Below are 18,859 nucleotides of genomic sequence, written 5' to 3'. Positions count from 1 at the left end.
GCTCATGAGCAAGTTCCCCGACTTCACCAAGATCGACTTCGCCGAAGTCGCTGCTCCGGCCGCGCCGAAGGGCCAGGCCTGGAACACGCCCGAGGGCGTCGTGGTGCCCCCCGCCTTTGACGCCAACGACGTCGCCGGTCTGGACTTCACCGGCGGTTTCCCGGGCGTCGCGCCGTTCGTGCGCGGCCCCTACCCCACCATGTACGTGACCAACCCGTGGACGGTTCGCCAGTACGCCGGCTTCTCGACCGCCGAGGACTCCAACGCCTTCTATCGCCGCAACCTGGCGGCCGGTCAGATGGGCCTGTCGGTGGCCTTCGATCTGGCCACCCACCGGGGCTATGACAGCGACCACGAGCGGGTGAAGGGCGACGTCGGCATGGCGGGCGTGGCCATCGACTCGATCCTGGACATGCGCACGCTGTTCTCGGGCATCCCGCTCGACAAGATGAGCGTGTCGATGACCATGAACGGTGCAGTGCTGCCGATCCTGGCGCTCTACATCGTCGCGGCCGAGGAACAGGGCGTCAGCCCCGACAAGCTCTCGGGGACGATCCAGAACGACATCCTCAAAGAGTTCATGGTGCGGAACACCTATATCTATCCGCCCGCGCCCTCGATGCGGATCATTTCCGACATCTTTTCATATACTTCGAGCAATATGCCGAAGTTCAACTCGATCTCGATCAGCGGCTATCACATGCAGGAGGCCGGCGCGACGGCCGACCTGGAGCTGGCCTACACCCTGGCCGACGGCGTCGAGTACGCCCGCGCCGGCGTCGCGGCCGGCATGAGCATCGACGCCTTCGCGCCGCGCCTGTCGTTCTTCTGGGCCATCGGCATGAACTACTTCATGGAAGTGGCCAAGATGCGGGCCGCGCGCCTGCTGTGGGCCCGCCTGATGAAGCGCGAGTTCGATCCCAAGGACGACCGCTCGCTGTCCCTGCGCACCCACAGCCAGACCTCGGGCTGGTCGCTGGCGGCGCAGGACGTGTTCAACAACGTCGCCCGCACCTGCGTCGAGGCCATGGCCGCCGTCAACGGCCAGACCCAGAGCCTGCACACCAACAGCCTGGACGAAGCCTTGGCCCTGCCGACCGACTTCTCGGCGCGGATCAGCCGCAACACCCAGCTTTTCCTGCAGATGGAGAGCGGCACGACCCGCGTCGCAGACCCGTGGGGCGGCAGCTACTATGTCGAGCGCCTGACCTACGAGTTGGCCCAGAAGGCCCTGGCTCACATCGAGGAGGTCGAGGCGCTGGGCGGCATGGCCAAGGCCATCGAGCAGGGCCTGCCGAAGCTCCGCATTGAAGAAGCCGCCGCCCGCACCCAGGCCCGTATCGACAGCGGCAAGCAGAGCGTGGTGGGCGTCAACCGCTACAAGCCCGAGGTCGCCGACGACATTCCGGTGCTGAAGGTCGATAACAGCGCCGTGCGCGCCGCCCAGCTGGAGAAGCTGGCGCGCCTGAAGGCTGAGCGTGATCCGGCCGCCACTGAAGCCGCCCTGAAGGCGCTGGAGGACGGCGCCCGGGGCAATGGGAACCTGCTGGCCCTGGCCGTCGACGCCGCCCGCGCCAAGGCCACGGTCGGCGAGATCAGCTATGCGCTGGAGAAGGTGTTCGGCCGTCACCGCGCCGAGATCAAGTCGATCCAGGGGGTCTATATGAAGGAGGCCGGCAACGATCCGACGACGGCTCGCGCCAAGGCCATGGTCGAGGCGTTCGAGCAGGCCGACGGTCGCCGCCCGCGCATCCTCATCGCCAAGATGGGCCAGGACGGCCACGACCGCGGCCAGAAGGTGATCGCCACCGCCTTCGCCGACCTCGGCTTCGACGTCGACATTGGTCCGCTGTTCCAGACCCCGGCCGAGGCCGCCCGCCAGGCGGTGGAGAACGATGTCCACGTGGTGGGCGCCAGCTCGCTGGCCGCCGGCCACCTGACCTTGGCGCCAGAACTGAAGTCAGAGCTGGCCAAGCAGGGCCGCGACGACATCCTGATGGTCGTGGGCGGGGTCATTCCGCCCCAGGACTTCCAGGCCCTGCGCGACGCCGGCGCTGCGGCGATCTTCCCCCCAGGGACGGTCATCGCCGAGGCGGCGATCGAGCTGCTGGACCAGCTGAACCGGCAGCTCGGCTACACCCAGGCCTAACCGCCCTTTTTGCGAAACAGCCCGCGCTTCTTCTTGGAGCGCTCCAGGGCTACGTCGTCGGGAAGACCGTGACGGGCCTCGATGTCCTTCTGCAGCGCCTTGGCCGCCATCAGGTGGCCAGGGAACAGCATGTCCACCACTGAGCCCGCAAAGGGCACCGCGTCGGTGGCGGTGTCGGCCAGGACATAGGCCAGCATCCGCGCGACCGTGGGCAGCGACGCACCGGCGTTGATCGCGTTGAACACCAACAAGGCTCCGGCGCCGATGCTGTAGAGCGGTCCGACGCCTGGGACCCACGATAGCACGCCGTCCAGGCCCAGGCCGAACGGTCCAAGGCCAATCAGGCGATCGGACAGGCCCTTGATCGTCTCAGCCGATCGCCAGGCCCGGTGAGCCTTGGCGCGGCGGCCCGCGTGACGGTCGGAATAGTCGGCGGAGACGGAGATATCGTCGGTCATGCTTGGCTCAACGCTCCGTCCCTGTTGTCGTTGCCGCTAGCCTAGGAAGACCACCCGCCGCTTTTCCTTGCCGGCCTGGATACGGGCCAGAAGGTCGCGGTATTCCTGTGTCGCCTGGACCTCCTTGCGGGTCCCTTCAAAATAGATCGTGTCGTCCATGTGCTTGGTCAACATGTCGGCCGACCACTTGTGGCCCGTGAACAGGACGTCCGCCACCTTGCCCGCGACTGGCACAGACCCCGCCACCGTATCGATGAGGATGATCGCGCAGATCTGGATGATGATCATGGGCGCGGCCCGCGCACGGATCGCGTCCAGCACGATCAGACCGCCGGCCCCCAGGCTGTAGAGCTCGCCCGCGCCAGGAATCCAGGTCAACAGACCATCCAGGCCAACGCCCAGCGGCCCCACGCCGACGACATTGTCGGAGAGCTTCTTCACCCGCTCCACATTGGCGCGGATGTTGTGCAGCTCGACGTGCGATTTCGCGAAGATCACCAAACGGCTCCGGGACACGGTAAACGCGACCAATCTGCCTTAAGCCCGCCCCCGCAGGAAGGGCCGGCCGCCCAGATTCCCGCATTGAGCGAACAGCGTCATTGAAAGTCTCGCGCGCGGAGGGAGCCCCTCGCGAAAGGCGGCGTTTGCGCCTAAGTTAACGCTATGGTCCGCTAGGATTCTCGAATGCTGATCACGACTACGCCGTTCATCGAGGGCCGCCCCGTGCAGGATTACAAGGGCGCGATCTACGCCCAGTCGATTCTGGGCGCGAATGTCGTTCTGGATCTCCTGGCCGCGATCCGCGACTTCATCGGCGGGCACTCGAAGTCCTACGAGCGCGTGCTGGCCCGCGCCCGCGAGGACGCGATGAAGAACTTGATGAAGGAAGCCGAGAAGCTGGGCGCCAACGCTATTCTGGCGGTCGACCTCGACTACAACACCGTCGGCCCGCAAGGCTCGATGATGATGGTTTCGGTTTCCGGGACCGCCGTCGTCCTCTAATCGAGGGACGTGACACCCGCGCTCGACATCGACGCCCTGGCGCCCCGACTGATCGACGGCGATCGGGCGGCGCTGGCGCGCGCAATCACCCTTGTGGAGAGCCGCCGCGCCGACCATCAGGCCGCCGCCCGGACGCTGCTGTCGCGCCTGATGCCGCTGACCGGACGCGCGCAGCGCATCGGGATCACAGGCGTGCCGGGCGCTGGCAAGTCGACGATGATCGAGCGGTTCGGCTGCAATCTCGTTGAGGCTGGTCACAAGGTGGCGGTGCTGGCCGTCGATCCCTCCTCGGGCCGTCACGGCGGCTCGATCCTAGGCGACAAGACGCGGATGGAGCAGCTCAGCGTCCAGCCAAACGCCTTTATCCGCCCCTCCCCCTCCGGCGGCGCGCTCGGCGGTGTGGCGCGGAAGACCCGCGAGGCCATGCTGCTGTGCGAAGCGGCCGGTTTCGACGTGGTGATCATCGAGACGGTGGGCGTCGGCCAGTCCGAGACGGTCGTCGCCGACATGGTCGACATCTTCCTGGCCGTGCTGATTCCCGGCGGCGGCGATGAGCTGCAGGGCATCAAGAAAGGCCTGATCGAACTGGCCGACCTCCTTGTCATCAACAAGGCCGACGCCGATCCCGCCAAGGCCGAGCGCTCGGCCCGCGACTATCGCAACGCTCTGCATATCCTCACCCCGGCCCACCCAGACTGGACGCCGCCGGTGCTAACCGCCTCGGGCCTGATGGGCCAGGGACTGGACGTCCTGTGGACCCAGATCCAGCGCCATCGCGAAGTCATGACCGCCAATGGGGCTCGCGCCGCCCGTCGCGCCGACCAAGACGCCCGCTGGATGTGGGCCATGGTCCGCGACCGCCTGGAAGACGCCTTCAAGACCGCCCCGGCCGTTGCAACACTGACTCCGGAGCTGGAGGCGGCGGTGCGTCAGGGCGAGGTCCCGGCCTCCGCAGCGGCCGACAGACTGCTGACTGCGTTCGGATTGTGAGGACCCAAATCCTCCCCCTCGCGGGGGAGGTGTCCGCGCAGCGGACGGAGGGGGAAGTCCTGACGAACTTGCTCCTTGCCCCTCCGTCGTCTCTTCGAGCCGACACCTCCCCGCTAGGGGGAGGATTGAGCCGCTAGCACGCCTGCGCCGCCTGCTCCCACTCTAAGAACGCCGGCGTCTGCAACAGGCGCTCTGCATAGGCCTGAGCCGCGCCGGCGTCGCCGTAGTCCGCCAGGCGCACGCCATAGGTGCGGAACCGTGTCGCCACCGGCGTGTAGAACGCGTCGGCGATCGACCAGTCGCCGAGCAGGAACGGGCCGTGCGAGCGCGCCAGCAGACCCGTCCACAGCGCCACGATGCGGCGGACGTTCTTCTGCGTCGCTTCGGAAAGTTCAAGCGCGCGGGGCGACTCGTCCAGCGCCATGGGGCATTCGCTCCGTAGCGCCTGAAATCCGGAGTGCATTTCGGCGCACGCCGAACGGCCCAGCGCGCGCAGGGTCGGATCATCGGGCCACAGCTTCGCGTCCGGGAACTTTTCCGCCAGGTACTCGCAGATCGCCAGCGAGTCCCAGATCACCAGATCCCCGTCGCGCAAAGCCGGCGCCAGGCGGCTGGGCGAGATGCGGCCGATCTCGTCGCCCGTGGCTTCGCCGCGGCGCAGCTCGATCTCGATTTCGCGGAAGTCTACACCCGCCCGCTTGAGCGCGAGCCATGGGCGCAGCGACCAGGTGGACCACCGCTTGGTGCCGATCACGAGTTCCACGCCGCGCGCTCCTGAAGGTGTTTCGAAAATGCCGGATGGCGTTTTCGCTTAGCCTGCGTCTAAGCTGCCCTCAACGATTAGAACAAATGTTCGAGGGAGAGAGTCCATGGCGCAAGCCGCCACGCCGTCGCCCGTCATCGCCCCGGTGTCGACGGCCTATCGCCGCTACGCCCTTTGGGTGCTTTTGATTATCTACACCCTGAATTTCCTGGATCGGCAGGTCGTCAACATCCTGGCCGAGCCGATCAAGCGCGACCTTGGCCTGGCGGACTGGCAGCTGGGCATGATGACGGGCTTGGCCTTCGCGATCTTCTACACGGTGCTGGGAATCCCGATCGCCCGCATCGCCGAGACCAAGAACCGGCCGCATATCATCGGGATTTCGGTCGCCGCCTGGAGCGCCTTCACGGTGCTGTGCGGCTTCACGCAAAACTTCTGGCAGCTGATCCTGGCGCGCATCGGCGTCGGTGTCGGCGAGGCGGGCTGCACCCCGCCCGCGCACTCGCTGATCACCGACTATGTGCCCAAGGAGAAGCGGGCCAGCGCCATCGCCTTCTATTCGATCGGCACGCCGCTGGGCACGCTGGCCGGCATGGCGATGGGCGGCCTGGTGGCTGACGCCTACGGCTGGCGCGTCGCGTTCATGGTCGCCGGCGCCCCGGGCCTGGTGTTTGCTCTGGTCGCGGCCTTCACCCTGGTCGAGCCGCGCAAGAAACTGGCCGCCGAGATGGCCGCCCGCGCCAGCTCGCAGATCAGCTTCGCCGCCGCCCTGGCGGTGCTGGCCACCAAGAAGACCTTCTGGCTGGTGGCGCTGGCCGCCTCGATCAAGGCCTTCATCGGATACGGCCACGCGCCGTTCACCGCCTCGTTCTTCTTCCGCGTCCATGGCGCCGAGATCGCCGAACTTGCCGGGCTGTTCGGCCTGAAATCGGCCGGGTTCCTCGGCCTGGCGCTCGGCTTGATCGGGGGGACGGCCGGCGTCATCGGCGCTTGGCTGGGCGGGGTCTTCGCAGACCGGCTCGGAGCCAAGGATCTGAGGGCCTATGTCACCGTGCCGGCCATCGCCTCGGTGATCACGATCCCCATCTTCGTTGTCGCCATGAGCCTCGACGCGCCGATGGCGGCGATCAGCCTGCTGGCCGTCAACGCGCTTCTGGGCACGCTGTGGTACGGCCCGGTCTACGCGACGGCTCAGAGCATCGTTGATCCCGCGCTGCGCGCCACGGCCTCGGCCGTTCTACTGCTGATCATCAACCTGATCGGCCTTGGCCTGGGCCCGTTGGTCGTCGGCCTGCTGAGCGACATCCTGGCCGGGCCGGTTGGGCTTGGCGAGGCGCAAGGCGTGCGCTGGGCGCTGATCCTGTCGGCGACCCTAGGTCTGGTGGCCTTCGCGCTGTTCTGGGCGGCCCGCAAGACCATCCGCGACGAGATGGTCAGCTAGTTTGGTTGCTCCCCCGCGTTGCGGGGGAGCTGTCACAAAGTGACTGAGCGGGCTCGCTGGACGGTGGCCCAGATGCCCCCCTCCGCCCCCCCTGGACCACCTCCCCCGCGACGCGGGTGAGGATCTCTATTTCCCCTCTGGCGCTTGGGCTTCCGTTACGTCTACAGTCCCCTCAAAGATTAGAACAAATGTTTGAAGGGAGAGAGTCAGCATGGCCGACGCGCGTGCGTCCGGCGGCGATCGGCCGCTTTACTCGAACGGCTACAAGGCCGCGGTGCTGGGGCTGTTGCTAGCCACCTACACCTTCAACTTTATCGACCGGACGATCATCGCGACCATCGGTCAGGCCATCAAGGTCGACCTGAAACTCACCGACACCCAGCTTGGCCTGTTGGGCGGCCTCTATTTCGCCCTGCTCTACACCATCCTCGGCATCCCGATCGCTCGCCTGGCCGAGCGCTTCAATCGGGTGACGATCATCTCGGCCTCGCTGGTGATCTGGTCGGGCTTCACGGCCCTGTGCGGCGCCGCCGTCAATTTCACCCAGCTCGCCTTGTTCCGCTTCGGCGTCGGCGTCGGCGAGGCCGGCTGCTCGCCGCCCAGCCACTCGCTGATCAGCGACTATTACGAGCCGAAGAAGCGGGCCACGGCGCTGTCGATCTATTCATTCGGCATTCCGCTGGGCACGATGTTCGGCGCGGTGGCCGGCGGATGGCTGGCCCAGGAGTTCAGCTGGCGCGTGGCCTTCGTCATCGTCGGCCTGCCAGGCATCCTACTGGCGGTAATCGTCAAGCTGGTGGTCAAGGAGCCGCCGCGCGGTCATTCCGAGATCGTCGAGCGCCCGCTCGAAGCCGAGGACGTCGTGGTCGAGCCCGCAAAGCCCTCCTTCTCGCTGGCCAACGAGTTCAGGGAGCTGTGGGCCGTCACCAAGATCCTGTTCGGCAAGTGGCCGGTGCTGCACATGGTGCTGGGCGTGACGATCGCCTCGTTCGGTTCTTATGGGTCCGGCGCCTTCGTGCCCTCTTACTTCGTCCGCGCCTTCGACCTTGGCCTGGCGCAGGTGGGCCTGATCACCGGCTTGATCGGCGGTTTCTCGGCCGGCGTCGGCACGCTGGTCGGCGGCTTCCTGAGCGACTGGGCCGGCAAGCGCAGCGCCAAGTGGTACGCCCTGACGCCCGCCATCGGCCTGATCCTGTGCACGCCGATCTATATCGCCGCTTATCTGCAGACCGACTGGCAGACCACCGCCCTGATCCTGCTGGTTCCGGGCATCTTCCACTATGTGTACCTCGCCCCGACCTTCGGCGTCGTGCAGAACTCGGTGGAGCCCCGCCGACGCGCGACGGCGACGGCGATCCTGTTCTTCTTCCTGAACCTGATCGCCCTGGGCGGCGGGCCGGTCTTCACCGGCTGGCTGATCGACCATCTGGCGCAGTTCCACTTCAACCACCCGGGCGGCGGCGTGATCGCCAGCGTGTTTGGATCGTTCGGCGGCGAGATGGGTCAGAGCTTCGCCAGCGCCTGCCCCGGCGGCGTCGCGCCCAAGGGCGCAGCGGCTGAGCTGGCGGCCCAGTGCAAGACCACCCTCTCGGTGGCCAGCCAGCAGGGCATCATCGTCTCGCTGTGCTTCTACGCCTGGGCCGGCCTGCACTACGCCCTGGCCGCCATCGGCATGGTCAAGCACTTCGAGGAACGCAAGGCGGCGTAAGTAATAAGCCTCTTCCCTTGACTCGCGGGGCGGTCGGGCCGAAACGGCCGCCCCATGATCAGCCGCTACGCCCGCCCCGAAGCCGCCGCCATCTGGTCCAGCCAGACCAAGTACAAGATCTGGTTCGAGATCGAGGCCCACGCCGCCGACGCCATGGCCGAACTGGGGGTCATCCCCAAGCTCGCCGCCGAGACGATCTGGGAAAAGGGCCGCGACGCGGTCTGGGACAGCGACCGCATCGACGAGATCGAGCGCGTCACCAAGCACGACGTCATCGCCTTCCTGACACACGTGTCGGAGATCGTCGGCCCTGAGGCCCGCTTCCTGCACCAGGGCATGACCAGCAGCGACGTGCTGGACACCTGCTTCGCCGTGCAGCTTTCGCGCGCCACTGACCTCTTGCTGGAAGACGTCGACCTGGTGCTCGCCGCGCTGAAGCGCCGGGCCCTTGAGCACAAGATGACCGTCTGCGTCGGCCGCAGCCATGGCATCCACGCCGAACCGATCACCTTCGGCCTGAAGCTGGCTGGCTACTACGCTGAGTTCCAGCGCGCCAAGGAGCGCCTGGCGATGGCCAAGTTCGAGATCGCCACCTGCGCGATCTCCGGCGCCGTCGGCACCTTCGCCAATGTCGACCCCCGCGTCGAGCAGCACGTGGCCGACAAGATGGGCCTGGCGGTCGAGCCCGTCTCGACCCAGGTGATCCCGCGCGACCGCCATGCGGCCTATTTCGCGGCCCTGGGCGTCGTCGCCTCGTCGGTCGAGCGCCTCGCCACCGAGATCCGCCACCTGCAGCGCACCGAGGTCCTGGAAGCCGAAGAGCCCTTCGATCCGGGCCAGAAGGGCTCGTCGGCCATGCCGCACAAGCGCAACCCGATCCTGACCGAGAACCTGACGGGCCTCGCCCGCCTGGTCCGCTCGGCCGTGGTGCCGGCCATGGAGAACGTCGCCCTCTGGCACGAGCGCGACATCAGCCACTCGTCGGTCGAGCGCGGCATCGGTCCGGACGCCACCATCCACCTCGACTTCGCTCTGCGCCGTCTGGCGGGCGTGATCGAGCGCTTCAACATCTATCCTGACAACATGGCCAAGAACCTGGACAAGCTGGGCGGCCTTGTCTTCTCGCAGCGCGTCATGCTGGCCCTGACGCACAAGGACGTCTCCAGAGAGGACGCCTACGCGGCCGTGCAGGGCAACGCCATGAAGGTCTGGCGCGGCGAAGGCCGGTTCCTCGACTTCCTGAAAGCCGATCCGGTCGTGTCCAAGGCGCTGACCGAGAGCGAACTCGAAGACCTGTTTGACCTTGGCTATCACACTAAGAACGTCGACGTGATCTTCCAGCGCGTCTTCGGCGAGCAGGGCTGACTATGAGCGAACCGCCGGTCCTGCGCCTCAATCCCGCGCTGGATCCGGCGGCGTTCGCCGACGCCTACGCCCGCGACGGCGTCGTACGCATCCCCGAGGTGTTTGAGCCGGCCGTCGTTGAGCGCCTGGCCGGGATTCTTGAACAGACAATCGACTGGGACATCATCTGCTCGAACGAGCGCGGCGGCGCCGAGGTGATCAGCCGCGCTCGACGCGCCGAGCTCGGTGATCAGGCCGTGGCCGACCGCCTACATGCGGCCACCCTGCGGGCGCGCAGCGGCTTCGCCTATGTCTATCTCGGCTATCCGATGATCGACGCGCTGGTCGGGGGCCGCGACCCAGGCCATCCGATCCACGCCCTGACCGCGTTCCTGAACAGTCCTGAGTTCATCGCCTTCGGCGCGGCCGTCACCGGCGAGGCGGGCGTCACCAAGATCGACGGCCAAGCGACCTGCTACCGTCCTGGCGATTTTCTCACCCAGCATGACGATACGGGCGTGGGCGAGCGCCTGGCCGCCTACACCCTGGGCCTGACGCGCCACTGGCGGCCCGACTGGGGCGGTCAGCTCCTGTTCCACGACGACCACGGCGACGTCACCAAAGGCTTTGCGCCGGCCTTCAATGTGCTGAGCCTGTTCAAGGTGCCCCAGCAGCACTCGGTGGCCCCGGTAGCCCCCTACGCGGGCGCGCTGCGCCTGACGGTCACCGGCTGGCTGCGTAACGATCCGCCCGATGGACGCGGCTAAGCGAGGCTTCCCGCCGGTCGTCGACGCCAGGACCCGCGTGCTGATCCTCGGCAGCCTGCCGGGCGACGCCTCGCTGGCGGCGGGGCAGTACTACGGCCACCCCCGCAACGCCTTCTGGCGGTTGATGGAAGGCGTGATCGACGCGCCGCTTGTCGCGTGCGCTTACCCGGATCGCCTGGCGACGCTGCTGGCGCATGGTGTCGGGCTTTGGGACGTCATCAAAACGGCCCAGCGTCCAGGCAGCCTGGACGCCGCCATCCGCGACCCGTCCGCCAACGATCTTGTAGCACTCCTCGACACCCTGCCAGCCCTGCGGCTGGTGGCCTTCAACGGCGGAACCGCCACGCGACGGGGCGGCCGTCTCATAGGGACACGCGTCGCTACCCTGGCCCTGCCCTCCTCAAGCCCCGCCTACGCGGCGCGGACGTTCGCGGAGAAAGCGGCGGCCTGGGCCGCGCTGCGGGACGCCTTACGCCCACCAGAAATTCGACCTCAGACATAGAAAAGGGCCGCCCCAGCAGGAGCGGCCCCTTCAAAAATCGAGCGCGAACGCTCCGAGCGGTTACTCGCCCTTGATCTGTTCGCGGGCCTGAGCCAGCAGCTCGGCCATCTTCATGCGGACTTCGCCCTCGGTGGTCGAGACGCCAGCGCCCTTCAGGTCTTCGAAGACCTTGCGCAGCACATCCTCGTCGCCCGGCTGTTCAAAGTCGGACTTCACGACGGCGCGTGCATACTCTTCCACGGTCGCCAGGCCCATGAGGCCGGCGGCCCATTCGCCCAGCAGGCGGTTGCGGCGCGCAGTCGCCTTGAATTCCAGTTCCTGGTCGTGCGCGAACTTGCGTTCGAAACCCTGCTCGCGTTCGTCGAAGGTGGTCATGAAGGCCCCAAAGTCGCCAGCCTGTCGGTCCAGATCGGTCGATCCGGCCCAATAGGCTCTAATTCCAAATCATTTTGAGCATGATGGTCGCCAAAACCGGCGTCCACTTTCGGCTATCATGCTCCTACGCCGGCTGCATATATCGTGGCGCTCTTCGCTGCAATCGGCGGATAAGCCGCAGGCCACGTTTCGTATCGATCATAGGCCAAACTCTGGCCGTTGGTTTGCGAACACCGGCTCGTTCGGGTACGTTCGACGGGAATTTTTGAGTGAGCGGCCTTGAGTCGAACGCCGCGCGCAGCTATCGGCCGCGCGCGCTTTTCGTTTTCCGGGAGGATCCCGGACTGGGGCGGCGCGCGATTCCGGAAAGGGCCTCGACGAGAGCCATGACGACCCGTCGCAAGAAGATCTACGAAGGCAAGGCCAAGATCCTCTACGAGGGCCCGGAGCCCGGCACGCTGATCCAGTACTTCAAGGACGACGCGACCGCGTTCAACGCCCAGAAGAAGGCCATCCTGGAAGGCAAGGGCGTCATCAACAACCGGATCAGCGAGTACATCATGACTCGCCTGAACGGGATCGGCGTCCAAAACCACTTCATCCGCCGCCTGAACCTGCGCGAGCAGCTGATCAAGGAAGTCGAGATCGTCCCGCTCGAGGTCGTGGTGCGTAACATCGCCGCCGGCTCGATCGCCACGCGCCTGGGCCTGACCGAAGGTCAGCCCCTGCCCCGCTCGATCATCGAGTTCTACTACAAGGACGACAAGCTCGGCGATCCAATGGTCACCGAAGAGCACATCACCGCGTTCAACTGGGCCGCCACCCAGGAGATCGACGACATGATGGCCATGGCCCTGCGGGTGAACGACTATCTGTCGGGCCTGTTCGCGGGCGTCGGCATCACGCTTGTGGACTTCAAGGTCGAGTTCGGCCGCATCTACGAAGGCGACTTCAGCCGCGTCATTCTTGCAGACGAGATCAGCCCCGACAGCTGCCGCCTGTGGGACACCGTGACCAACGAGAAGCTGGACAAGGACCGCTTCCGGCGGGATCTGGGCAATGTCATCGAAAGCTATACCGAGGTGGCCCGCCGCCTAGGGATCATGAAGGAAATGCCGACCGTCATTCAGGGCGGCGTGCACTAGTTGGGATCTCCTCCCCCGCATGCGGGGGAGGTGGCGCGCGGCGTCGCCGCGTGACGGAGGGGGCGCAAACCCCGATGCGATGGACGGCTGGGTGCGCCCCCTCCACCGCTTCGCGGTCCCCCTCCCCCGTTTCACGGGTGAGGAGAATTAAGAGTGAAAGCCACCGTCCACGTGTTCCTGAAGCCCGGCGTTCTCGACGTTCAGGGCAAGGCTGTCGAAAACGCCCTGCACGGCCTGGGCTGGCCGTCGGTGAAGGACGCCCGCGTCGGCCGCGTCATCGAGTTCGACCTGGACGCCACCGACGCCGAAGCCGCTAAGGCCGAGGTCAAGACCATGTGCGAAAAGCTGCTCGCCAACACGGTCATCGAAAGCTACCGCATCGACGTGGCCTGAGGGGGCCATGGCGGCCAGCGCCGCTGCCCCCCACCGGACCGCTTCGCGGTCGTCCGCCCCCATAGGGGGCGGAAGGCCTTCTTCCCCCTCTGGGGGAGGAGCGCCGCAGGCGCGGAGGGGGCGCGAAAGCCCCCTAGGACCTCAAACCCCGAAACTGACCCTCAACGTCGCCAAGCTGGTCCGCCGGATCGGCTCCAGGTCCATGCCCGGGTCGATCAGCAGCTGAGTCGACACGCCCAGCAACAGCGACCCGACCATCAGCGCCGCCGCGTCGGCGTCCAGCGACGACCGAATGACGCCCTCGGCCTGCCCGCGCAACACCATCGCCTCCAGACGCTGCTCGGCCTCCTTGTGGGCGGCGGCGAACGGCGCGCGCAGGTCTGACATGTCGCCAACCGCGCCCGCCATCATCACGAAATAGGCGCGAAGCTCGCCGTCCTGAGCCAAAGTGCTCAGGAACGCATCGACAAAGCCCAGCACGGCCTCCAGACCGTTCATCTGGTCCAACCGCCGGTCGTCCATCTGGGCCTGGAGCCGGGCCTGCAGCCGTGCGATCAAAGCTTCGATCAGCCCCTGCTTGGACCCGAACCGCTGGGTGGCCAGGCCCCGGCTGTAGCCCGCCCGCGCGCCGATATTCTCGAAGGTGGCCGCCGCCACGCCCTGCTCAGCGATCAGCTCAGCGGCGGCGCGCAACAGCTCGGCCTCGGACTGCTGGCGCCGGTCGGTCTGGGTGCGGCGGGCGGGAACCTTAAGGGCGGTCGTCATCTTGCGAACCATAGTTATTTGTTAGACAACAAGCAAATAAGTGACGGCCGCAGCCGTCCGGGAGGAACCAGGAGGCCTGCATGACGATCTCGACCGACATCGCCAACACCATTATCGACCCTAAGGCCTATGCCGACGGCGACCGGATCGACGAGGCCTTCGCCCATCTCCGCCGCGAAGCGCCGCTTGCGGTCGCCCAGCCGGACGGTTTCGATCCGTTCTGGGTGGTCACGCGCCACGCCGACATCCTGGAGGTCGAGCGCCAGAACGAGCTGTTCCACAACGGCGACCGCGCCACGGTGGTCACCACCATCGAGGCCGACAAGAAGGTGCGCGAAATGATGGGCGGGTCCCCTCACCTCGTCCGCTCACTGGTGCAGATGGATAACCCCGACCACTTCGCCTACCGCAAGATCACCCAAGGCGCGCTGCTGCCGCAGAACCTGCGGGCGCTGGAGGCCCGGATCCGCGAGATCGCCCGCGGCTTCGTCGACCGCATGGCCGAGCACGGCGACCGCTGCGACTTCGCCCGAGACGTGGCGTTCCTCTATCCGCTGCACGTAATCATGGAAGTGCTGGGCGTGCCCGAGAGCGACGAGCCCCGCATGCTGAAGCTGACCCAGGAGCTGTTCGGCAACGCCGACCCGGACCTGAACCGCACCGGCAAGTCGGTGACCGACGTCGGCGAGGGCGTGGACAGCATCCAGTCCGTGGTCATGGACTTCATGATGTATTTCAACGCCATCACCGAGGACCGCCGGGCCAATCCGCGCAACGACCTGGCCACCCTGATCGCCAACGGCAAGATCAACGGCGAACCGATGGGTCACCTGGAGGCGATGAGCTACTACATCATCGCCGCCACGGCCGGGCACGACACCACCTCCTCGACCACCGCCGGCGCGCTGTGGGCGCTGGCCGAAAACCCTGACCAGTTCGCCAAGGTCAAGGCCGATCCGTCGCTGATCCCGGGCCTGATCGAGGAATCGATCCGCTGGGTCACGCCCGTGAAGCACTTCATGCGCACCGCCACCGCCGACGCCGAATTGGCGGGCAAGAAGATCGCCAAGGGCGACTGGATGATGCTGTCCTATCCGTCCGGCAACCGCGACGAGGCGGTGTTCGACAAGCCCTTCGAGTTCCGCGTCTATCGCACGCCCAACAAGCACGTCGCCTTCGGCTACGGCGCGCACATCTGTCTTGGCCAGCACCTGGCGCGGATGGAGATGCGGGTGCTGTGGGAGGAGCTCTTCGCCCGCCTCGACAGCGTCGAGCTGGACGGCGCGCCCACCCGCATGGTCGCCAACTTCGTCTGCGGCCCCAAGTCGGTGCCCATCCGCTTCAAGATGCACTGAGGCGGCGGCGATGAGCGAGGAACCCTTCAAGGTCTGGCAGTGCCGCACCTGCGGCTACATCTATGACGAGGAACAGGGCGACCCCGGCGAATGCCTGGCGGCCGGCACCCGCTGGGCCGACATCCCGGCGGGCTGGATCTGCCCGCTTTGCGGCACGCCGAAGTCTGACTTCGACATGATCGAGCTGTAGAAAATCCTTCGCTCCCCTTCCGCTCGAAGCGTCGCCGCACAATGTTGGGACGCGAGCGGAAGGGAGACCCTCAATGAGCGCCAAGTTCCACCTGGCCCAGGTCAATGTCGGTCGCCTGAAAGCCCCGATAGATCATCCGCTGATCAAGGACTTCGCCGAAAACCTGGACCGCATCAACGCGCTCGCAGAGGCCTCGTCGGGCTTCGTCTGGCGCCTGACGGGCGACGGAAACAACGCCACGGATCTGGTGATCGGCCAGGATCCGCTGTTCATCCCGAACCTGTCTGTCTGGACCGACATCCCTTCGCTCGGTGCCTTCGTCTATCGCAGCGGCCATGTCGAGATCATGCGCCGCCGTCGCGAGTGGTTCGAGCACATGGACCTCTACATGGCCCTGTGGTGGGTCCCGGTCGGCCACACGCCGACGGTCGAAGAAGCCCTGTCGAAGCTGGCGCACCTGGAGGCCCACGGCCCGACGCCGGCCGCCTTCACCTTCGAGACCCCCTTCCCCGCGTCCAGCGGCGAGGCCGTGGCGCCCGAACTGGACGAATGCGCCTAGGCCTCCCGAGCGCCCCCTCCGTCACGATGCTTCGCATCGCGTCACCTCCCCCGTTTTACGAGTGAGGAGCAAGCCGCTTCCCTCCTGCCCCGCTTGCGGGGGAGGTGGCGCGGCGCCGCAAGGCGACGTGACGGAGGGGGCGCTTTAAAGCGCTCGCCCCCTGACATCCCGCACGAACGGTGCTAAACGCCCGCGCCATGAAAGCCGCCGTCATCGTTTTTCCGGGTTCGAACTGCGATCGTGACTGCAAGGTCGCCATCGAGCGCTCTGCTGGCGCGCGTGTCGACATGGTCTGGCACCAGGAGACGGCGTTGCCGGACGATCTGGATTTGATCGTCCTGCCCGGCGGCTTCTCGTACGGCGACTATCTGCGCTGCGGCGCCATGGCGGCCCAAAGCCCCGTGATGAAAGAGGTCGTCGCGGCCGCCGGCAAGGGCGTCGCCGTCGTCGGCATCTGCAACGGCTTCCAGGTGCTGACCGAGGTCGGCCTGCTGCCCGGCGCCCTGCTGCGCAATGCGGGCCTCAAGTACGTCTGCAAGCCCGTCGAACTGGACATCGTCAAGGGCCAGACCCGCTTCACCGCCGGCTATGGCGAACAGCGCCAGGCGGTGATGACCGTCGGCAACGGCGAGGGCAACTACTTCGCCGACGAAGAGACGCTGGACCGGCTTGAGGGCGAGGGCCAGGTGGTGTTCCGCTATAAGCAGAACCCGAACGGCTCGGCCCGCGACATCGCCGGGATCGTCAACAAGGGTGGCAACGTCCTGGGCCTGATGCCCCACCCCGACCGGGCCTTCGACGCCGACCTCGGCTCGGAGGACGGCGCGGTGCTGTTCCGCAGCATCTTCCAAAGCGCCTGAGGCGCTAGCGCGCCCACTTACAAAAAGTGGGCCCATGCGCGCTGTTACACTGTAGCAGCACCCAAAACGCGAGCCTAAGCTGCCGCCCTCTGTAGGAGGGTCCCATGAGTCTTGTCACCACCTTGCGCGCCACCCTGCTGGCCGCCGCTGCGGTCTGCGCCTTCGGCGCGGTCGCCCACGCCCAGGTCACGCCCCAAATCACGGCGATGACCCCGGACATCGACGGCAAGTACGTCGCGCCCAAGGTCAACTACGACTACGAAAAGCGCGTCGTGATGATCCCGATGCGGGACGGGACCAAGCTCTACACCGTGATCGTGGTTCCCAAGGGCGGCAAAGGCCTGCCCATCATGCTGACCCGCACCCCCTACAACGCCGCCGCCCGGGCCGCGCGCGCCGATAGCCCGCGCATGGTCGCCACCCTGCCGCAGGGCGACGAGCCCTTTGTCGCCGACGGCGGCTATATCCGCGTGTTCCAGGACATCCGGGGCAAGTACGGCTCCGAAGGCGACTATGTGATGACCCGCCCCCTGAAAGGGCCGCTGAACAGCTCGGAAGTCGACCATTCCACCGACGCCTACGACACCATCGACTGGCTGGTGAAGAACGTGCCGGAGACCAACGGCAAGGTCGGGATGCTGGGCAGCTCGTACGAGGGCTTCACCGTGGTGATGGCCCTGGTCAATCCGCACCCGGCCCTGAAGGTCGCCGCACCGATGAGCCCGATGGTCGACGGCTGGATGGGCGACGACTGGTTCCAACACGGCGCCTTCCGCCAGATCAATTTCGACTATTTCAGCGGCCAGACGGCGGTGCGGGGCTCAGGCGATGGCGTCCAGCGCCAGGGCTATGACGACTATTCCAACTTCCTGCGCGAGGGTTCGGCCGGCGACTACGCCAAGAACCATGGCCTGGACAAGCTGCCCTGGATGCAGAAGCTGTTCGCCCATCCGGCCTATGACAGCTTCTGGAGCGAGCAGGCTCTGGACAAGGTCATGGAGAAGACGCCGCTCAAGGTGCCGACCATGTGGATCCAGGGCCTGTGGGACCAGGAAGACATCTGGGGCGCGGTGCACTCGTACCCGGCGATGGAGTCTAAGGACACGGGGAACGACAAGAACTACCTGGTGCTGGGCCCGTGGCGGCACAGCCAAGTCAACTATGACGGCTACAATCTGGGCCCGTTCAAGTGGGACGGCGACACCGCCCTGCAGTTCCGCCGCGATGTGATGAAGCCGTTCTTCGACCAGTATCTGAAGGACGGCCCCAAGGCTGACACCCCGCCGGTGCTCATCTACGATCCGGGCCAGAACAAGTGGAACCGATACGCGACCTGGCCGCAGGGCGGCGCGGATGGCGCCGGTTCAGGCAAGGCCAGCAAGAACCTCTATCTGGGCGCCAACGGCGGCCTGGGTTTCAGCGCCCCGGCGGCCGGAAAGGGCGTTGCGGGCTATACAGAGTATGTGTCGGATCCGGCCAAGCCTGTTCCCTACATCCCTCGCCCGCTGCAGTTTTCCGACCGCAGCCGCTGGACGCCCTGGCTGGTGACCGATCAGCGCTCGGTCGATGGGCGTCCGGACGTGCTGACCTATGTCAGCGAACCTCTGACCGAGCCGATGAAGATCGCCGGCGTCCCCAAGGTGAACCTGTTCGCCTCGACCAGCGGCACGGACAGCGACTGGGTGGTCAAGCTGATCGATGTCTACCCCGACGAGGTCCCCAGCCAACCCGAGCTGGGCGGCTATCAGCTGGCGGTGGGCATGACGATCTTCCGCGGCCGCTATCGCGAGAGCTTCAGCGAGCCTAAGGCGCTGAAGCCGAACACGGCACTGAAGTACCAGTTCATCCTGCCCACGGCGAACTACACCTTCAAGCCGGGCCACCGGATCATGGTGCAGGTGCAGTCCAGCTGGTTCCCGCTGTACGACCGCAACCCGCAGACCTTCGTGCCGAACATCTTCTTCGCCAAGCCGGGCGACTATGTGAAGGCCACGCAGCGGGTGTTCCACGCGGGCGATACGGCCAGCTTCATCGAGCTGCCGGTCGTGGACGCCAAATAAACGCAAAAAGGGCCGGCGGTCGAACCGCCGGCC

The 18,859-nt window shown here is 66.4% G+C and carries 20 protein-coding genes and 1 pseudogene; 16 read left to right on the top strand and 5 right to left on the bottom strand.

The genetic code is table 11. From position 1 onward, the window contains the following. Nucleotides 1–4: 4 nt before the first annotated feature. Nucleotides 5–2,149 (top strand): methylmalonyl-CoA mutase, encoded by a 2,145-nt coding sequence (gene scpA, locus ACT53N_RS16545; protein ID WP_476064918.1) that lies wholly within the window; start codon nucleotides 5–7, stop codon nucleotides 2,147–2,149. Here scpA and ACT53N_RS16540 read toward each other — a convergent pair. Both ACT53N_RS16540 and ACT53N_RS16535 read right to left on the bottom strand, forming a co-directional pair. After that, nucleotides 2,146–2,607 carry a DUF4112 domain-containing protein gene (locus tag ACT53N_RS16540; RefSeq protein ID WP_476064917.1) on the bottom strand — a complete coding sequence of 154 codons (462 nt, stop codon included), beginning with the start codon at nucleotides 2,605–2,607 and terminating at the stop codon, nucleotides 2,146–2,148. The two genes, scpA and ACT53N_RS16540, sit on opposite strands and share 4 nt — an antisense overlap. Before the next feature lie 36 nt (nucleotides 2,608–2,643). Continuing rightward, complete coding sequence (locus ACT53N_RS16535) at nucleotides 2,644–3,108, bottom strand: DUF4112 domain-containing protein (protein WP_476064981.1); 465 nt, start codon at nucleotides 3,106–3,108, stop codon at nucleotides 2,644–2,646. Nucleotides 3,109–3,291: 183 nt separating this feature from the next. On the opposite strand from ACT53N_RS16535, the gene ACT53N_RS16530 reads away from it, so the two are divergent. Together ACT53N_RS16530 and meaB are read left to right on the top strand one after the other, a co-directional pair. Further along, the gene (locus ACT53N_RS16530; RefSeq protein WP_476064916.1) at nucleotides 3,292–3,609 is read left to right on the top strand and encodes a heavy metal-binding domain-containing protein; all 318 of its coding nucleotides are present in this window, start codon (nucleotides 3,292–3,294) and stop codon (nucleotides 3,607–3,609) included. A gap of 9 nt (nucleotides 3,610–3,618) precedes the next feature. Next, entirely contained in the window at nucleotides 3,619–4,599 is a 981-nt protein-coding gene (gene meaB / locus ACT53N_RS16525; protein WP_476064915.1) for a methylmalonyl Co-A mutase-associated GTPase MeaB, read from the top strand. Nucleotides 4,600–4,732: 133 nt separating this feature from the next. Here meaB and ACT53N_RS16520 read toward each other — a convergent pair whose 3' ends face one another. Continuing rightward, nucleotides 4,733–5,362, bottom strand: coding sequence for a glutathione S-transferase family protein (locus ACT53N_RS16520; RefSeq protein ID WP_476064914.1), 630 nt, complete (start codon nucleotides 5,360–5,362; stop codon nucleotides 4,733–4,735). Nucleotides 5,363–5,468: 106 nt separating this feature from the next. Here ACT53N_RS16520 and ACT53N_RS16515 point away from each other — a divergent pair, with 106 nt between their 5' ends. The 5 genes from ACT53N_RS16515 (at nucleotide 5,469) to ACT53N_RS16495 (ending at nucleotide 11,124) form a co-directional block, all read left to right on the top strand. After that, nucleotides 5,469–6,803, top strand: a complete 1,335-nt coding sequence (locus tag ACT53N_RS16515; RefSeq protein ID WP_476064913.1) for a spinster family MFS transporter — start codon at nucleotides 5,469–5,471, stop codon at nucleotides 6,801–6,803. A gap of 211 nt (nucleotides 6,804–7,014) precedes the next feature. Next, nucleotides 7,015–8,511, top strand: a complete 1,497-nt coding sequence (locus ACT53N_RS16510; protein WP_476064912.1) for a spinster family MFS transporter — start codon at nucleotides 7,015–7,017, stop codon at nucleotides 8,509–8,511. 54 nt (nucleotides 8,512–8,565) lie between these two features. Continuing rightward, a complete protein-coding gene (purB, locus tag ACT53N_RS16505; RefSeq protein ID WP_476064911.1) occupies nucleotides 8,566–9,876 on the top strand; it encodes an adenylosuccinate lyase in 1,311 nt (436 codons plus the stop codon). 2 nt (nucleotides 9,877–9,878) lie between these two features. Continuing rightward, nucleotides 9,879–10,622 carry a 2OG-Fe(II) oxygenase family protein gene (locus ACT53N_RS16500; protein ID WP_476064910.1) on the top strand — a complete coding sequence of 248 codons (744 nt, stop codon included), beginning with the start codon at nucleotides 9,879–9,881 and terminating at the stop codon, nucleotides 10,620–10,622. Beyond that, entirely contained in the window at nucleotides 10,609–11,124 is a 516-nt protein-coding gene (locus ACT53N_RS16495) for a DNA-deoxyinosine glycosylase (protein ID WP_476064909.1), read from the top strand. The genes ACT53N_RS16500 and ACT53N_RS16495 overlap by 14 nt, the downstream gene beginning before the upstream one ends. Nucleotides 11,125–11,184: 60 nt before the next feature. Here the strand turns inward: ACT53N_RS16495 and ACT53N_RS16490 are convergent, their stop codons facing one another. Beyond that, nucleotides 11,185–11,499, bottom strand: coding sequence for a DUF1476 domain-containing protein (locus ACT53N_RS16490; protein WP_310212714.1), 315 nt, complete (start codon nucleotides 11,497–11,499; stop codon nucleotides 11,185–11,187). Between the two features lie 386 nt (nucleotides 11,500–11,885). Between ACT53N_RS16490 and purC the strand changes: the two genes are divergently transcribed. Both purC and purS read left to right on the top strand, forming a co-directional pair. Next, nucleotides 11,886–12,644: a phosphoribosylaminoimidazolesuccinocarboxamide synthase gene (gene purC / locus ACT53N_RS16485; RefSeq protein ID WP_062093488.1), complete on the top strand. Its 759-nt coding sequence runs from the start codon at nucleotides 11,886–11,888 to the stop codon at nucleotides 12,642–12,644. A 153-nt stretch (nucleotides 12,645–12,797) separates the two neighbouring features. Beyond that, the gene (gene purS / locus ACT53N_RS16480; protein ID WP_010920350.1) at nucleotides 12,798–13,037 is read left to right on the top strand and encodes a phosphoribosylformylglycinamidine synthase subunit PurS; all 240 of its coding nucleotides are present in this window, start codon (nucleotides 12,798–12,800) and stop codon (nucleotides 13,035–13,037) included. 141 nt (nucleotides 13,038–13,178) lie between these two features. Here the strand turns inward: purS and ACT53N_RS16475 are convergent, their stop codons facing one another. Beyond that, the gene (locus ACT53N_RS16475) at nucleotides 13,179–13,802 is read right to left on the bottom strand and encodes a TetR/AcrR family transcriptional regulator (protein WP_476064908.1); all 624 of its coding nucleotides are present in this window, start codon (nucleotides 13,800–13,802) and stop codon (nucleotides 13,179–13,181) included. Nucleotides 13,803–13,882: 80 nt separating this feature from the next. Here ACT53N_RS16475 and ACT53N_RS16470 point away from each other — a divergent pair, with 80 nt between their 5' ends. The 6 genes and pseudogenes from ACT53N_RS16470 to ACT53N_RS16445 all read left to right on the top strand — a co-directional run bounded on the left by ACT53N_RS16470 (nucleotide 13,883) and on the right by ACT53N_RS16445 (nucleotide 18,826). Further along, nucleotides 13,883–15,157 carry a cytochrome P450 gene (locus tag ACT53N_RS16470; RefSeq protein WP_476064907.1) on the top strand — a complete coding sequence of 425 codons (1,275 nt, stop codon included), beginning with the start codon at nucleotides 13,883–13,885 and terminating at the stop codon, nucleotides 15,155–15,157. 10 nt (nucleotides 15,158–15,167) lie between these two features. Then, nucleotides 15,168–15,347, top strand: a complete 180-nt coding sequence (locus tag ACT53N_RS16465) for a rubredoxin (RefSeq protein WP_476064906.1) — start codon at nucleotides 15,168–15,170, stop codon at nucleotides 15,345–15,347. A 73-nt stretch (nucleotides 15,348–15,420) separates the two neighbouring features. Beyond that, nucleotides 15,421–15,906 (top strand): DUF3291 domain-containing protein, encoded by a 486-nt coding sequence (locus tag ACT53N_RS16460; RefSeq protein WP_476064905.1) that lies wholly within the window; start codon nucleotides 15,421–15,423, stop codon nucleotides 15,904–15,906. Then, nucleotides 15,896–16,037: pseudogene (locus ACT53N_RS16455) on the top strand (hypothetical protein); the annotation flags it as partial. The gene ACT53N_RS16460 and the pseudogene ACT53N_RS16455, both read left to right, overlap by 11 nt. Before the next feature lie 66 nt (nucleotides 16,038–16,103). After that, on the top strand, nucleotides 16,104–16,766 hold the full coding sequence (purQ, locus tag ACT53N_RS16450; RefSeq protein WP_476064904.1) for a phosphoribosylformylglycinamidine synthase subunit PurQ: 663 nt from the start codon (nucleotides 16,104–16,106) through the stop codon (nucleotides 16,764–16,766). Between the two features lie 104 nt (nucleotides 16,767–16,870). Further along, nucleotides 16,871–18,826, top strand: coding sequence for a CocE/NonD family hydrolase (locus tag ACT53N_RS16445; RefSeq protein WP_476064903.1), 1,956 nt, complete (start codon nucleotides 16,871–16,873; stop codon nucleotides 18,824–18,826). Nucleotides 18,827–18,859: the final 33 nt, after the last annotated feature.

The organism is Caulobacter sp. DMC95 (assembly GCF_056313785.1).
This window is presented reverse-complemented; position numbering and strand designations above follow the sequence as displayed.

Excerpts from the sequence above, each read along its gene's own strand:
- purC (WP_062093488.1), top strand. The coding sequence starts at position 11,886 with ATGACGACCCGTCGCAAGAAGATCTACGAAGGCAAGGCCAAGATCCTC.
- ACT53N_RS16495 (WP_476064909.1), top strand. The coding sequence starts at position 10,609 with ATGGACGCGGCTAAGCGAGGCTTCCCGCCGGTCGTCGACGCCAGGACC.
- ACT53N_RS16460 (WP_476064905.1), top strand. The coding sequence starts at position 15,421 with ATGAGCGCCAAGTTCCACCTGGCCCAGGTCAATGTCGGTCGCCTGAAA.
- purB (WP_476064911.1), top strand. The coding sequence starts at position 8,566 with ATGATCAGCCGCTACGCCCGCCCCGAAGCCGCCGCCATCTGGTCCAGC.
- ACT53N_RS16490 (WP_310212714.1), bottom strand. The coding sequence starts at position 11,499 with ATGACCACCTTCGACGAACGCGAGCAGGGTTTCGAACGCAAGTTCGCG.
- ACT53N_RS16470 (WP_476064907.1), top strand. The coding sequence starts at position 13,883 with ATGACGATCTCGACCGACATCGCCAACACCATTATCGACCCTAAGGCC.
- ACT53N_RS16445 (WP_476064903.1), top strand. The coding sequence starts at position 16,871 with ATGAGTCTTGTCACCACCTTGCGCGCCACCCTGCTGGCCGCCGCTGCG.
- ACT53N_RS16475 (WP_476064908.1), bottom strand. The coding sequence starts at position 13,802 with ATGACGACCGCCCTTAAGGTTCCCGCCCGCCGCACCCAGACCGACCGG.
- ACT53N_RS16465 (WP_476064906.1), top strand. The coding sequence starts at position 15,168 with ATGAGCGAGGAACCCTTCAAGGTCTGGCAGTGCCGCACCTGCGGCTAC.
- purQ (WP_476064904.1), top strand. The coding sequence starts at position 16,104 with ATGAAAGCCGCCGTCATCGTTTTTCCGGGTTCGAACTGCGATCGTGAC.
- ACT53N_RS16530 (WP_476064916.1), top strand. The coding sequence starts at position 3,292 with ATGCTGATCACGACTACGCCGTTCATCGAGGGCCGCCCCGTGCAGGAT.
- scpA (WP_476064918.1), top strand. The coding sequence starts at position 5 with ATGAGCAAGTTCCCCGACTTCACCAAGATCGACTTCGCCGAAGTCGCT.
- ACT53N_RS16515 (WP_476064913.1), top strand. The coding sequence starts at position 5,469 with ATGGCGCAAGCCGCCACGCCGTCGCCCGTCATCGCCCCGGTGTCGACG.
- ACT53N_RS16540 (WP_476064917.1), bottom strand. The coding sequence starts at position 2,607 with ATGACCGACGATATCTCCGTCTCCGCCGACTATTCCGACCGTCACGCG.
- ACT53N_RS16510 (WP_476064912.1), top strand. The coding sequence starts at position 7,015 with ATGGCCGACGCGCGTGCGTCCGGCGGCGATCGGCCGCTTTACTCGAAC.
- ACT53N_RS16500 (WP_476064910.1), top strand. The coding sequence starts at position 9,879 with ATGAGCGAACCGCCGGTCCTGCGCCTCAATCCCGCGCTGGATCCGGCG.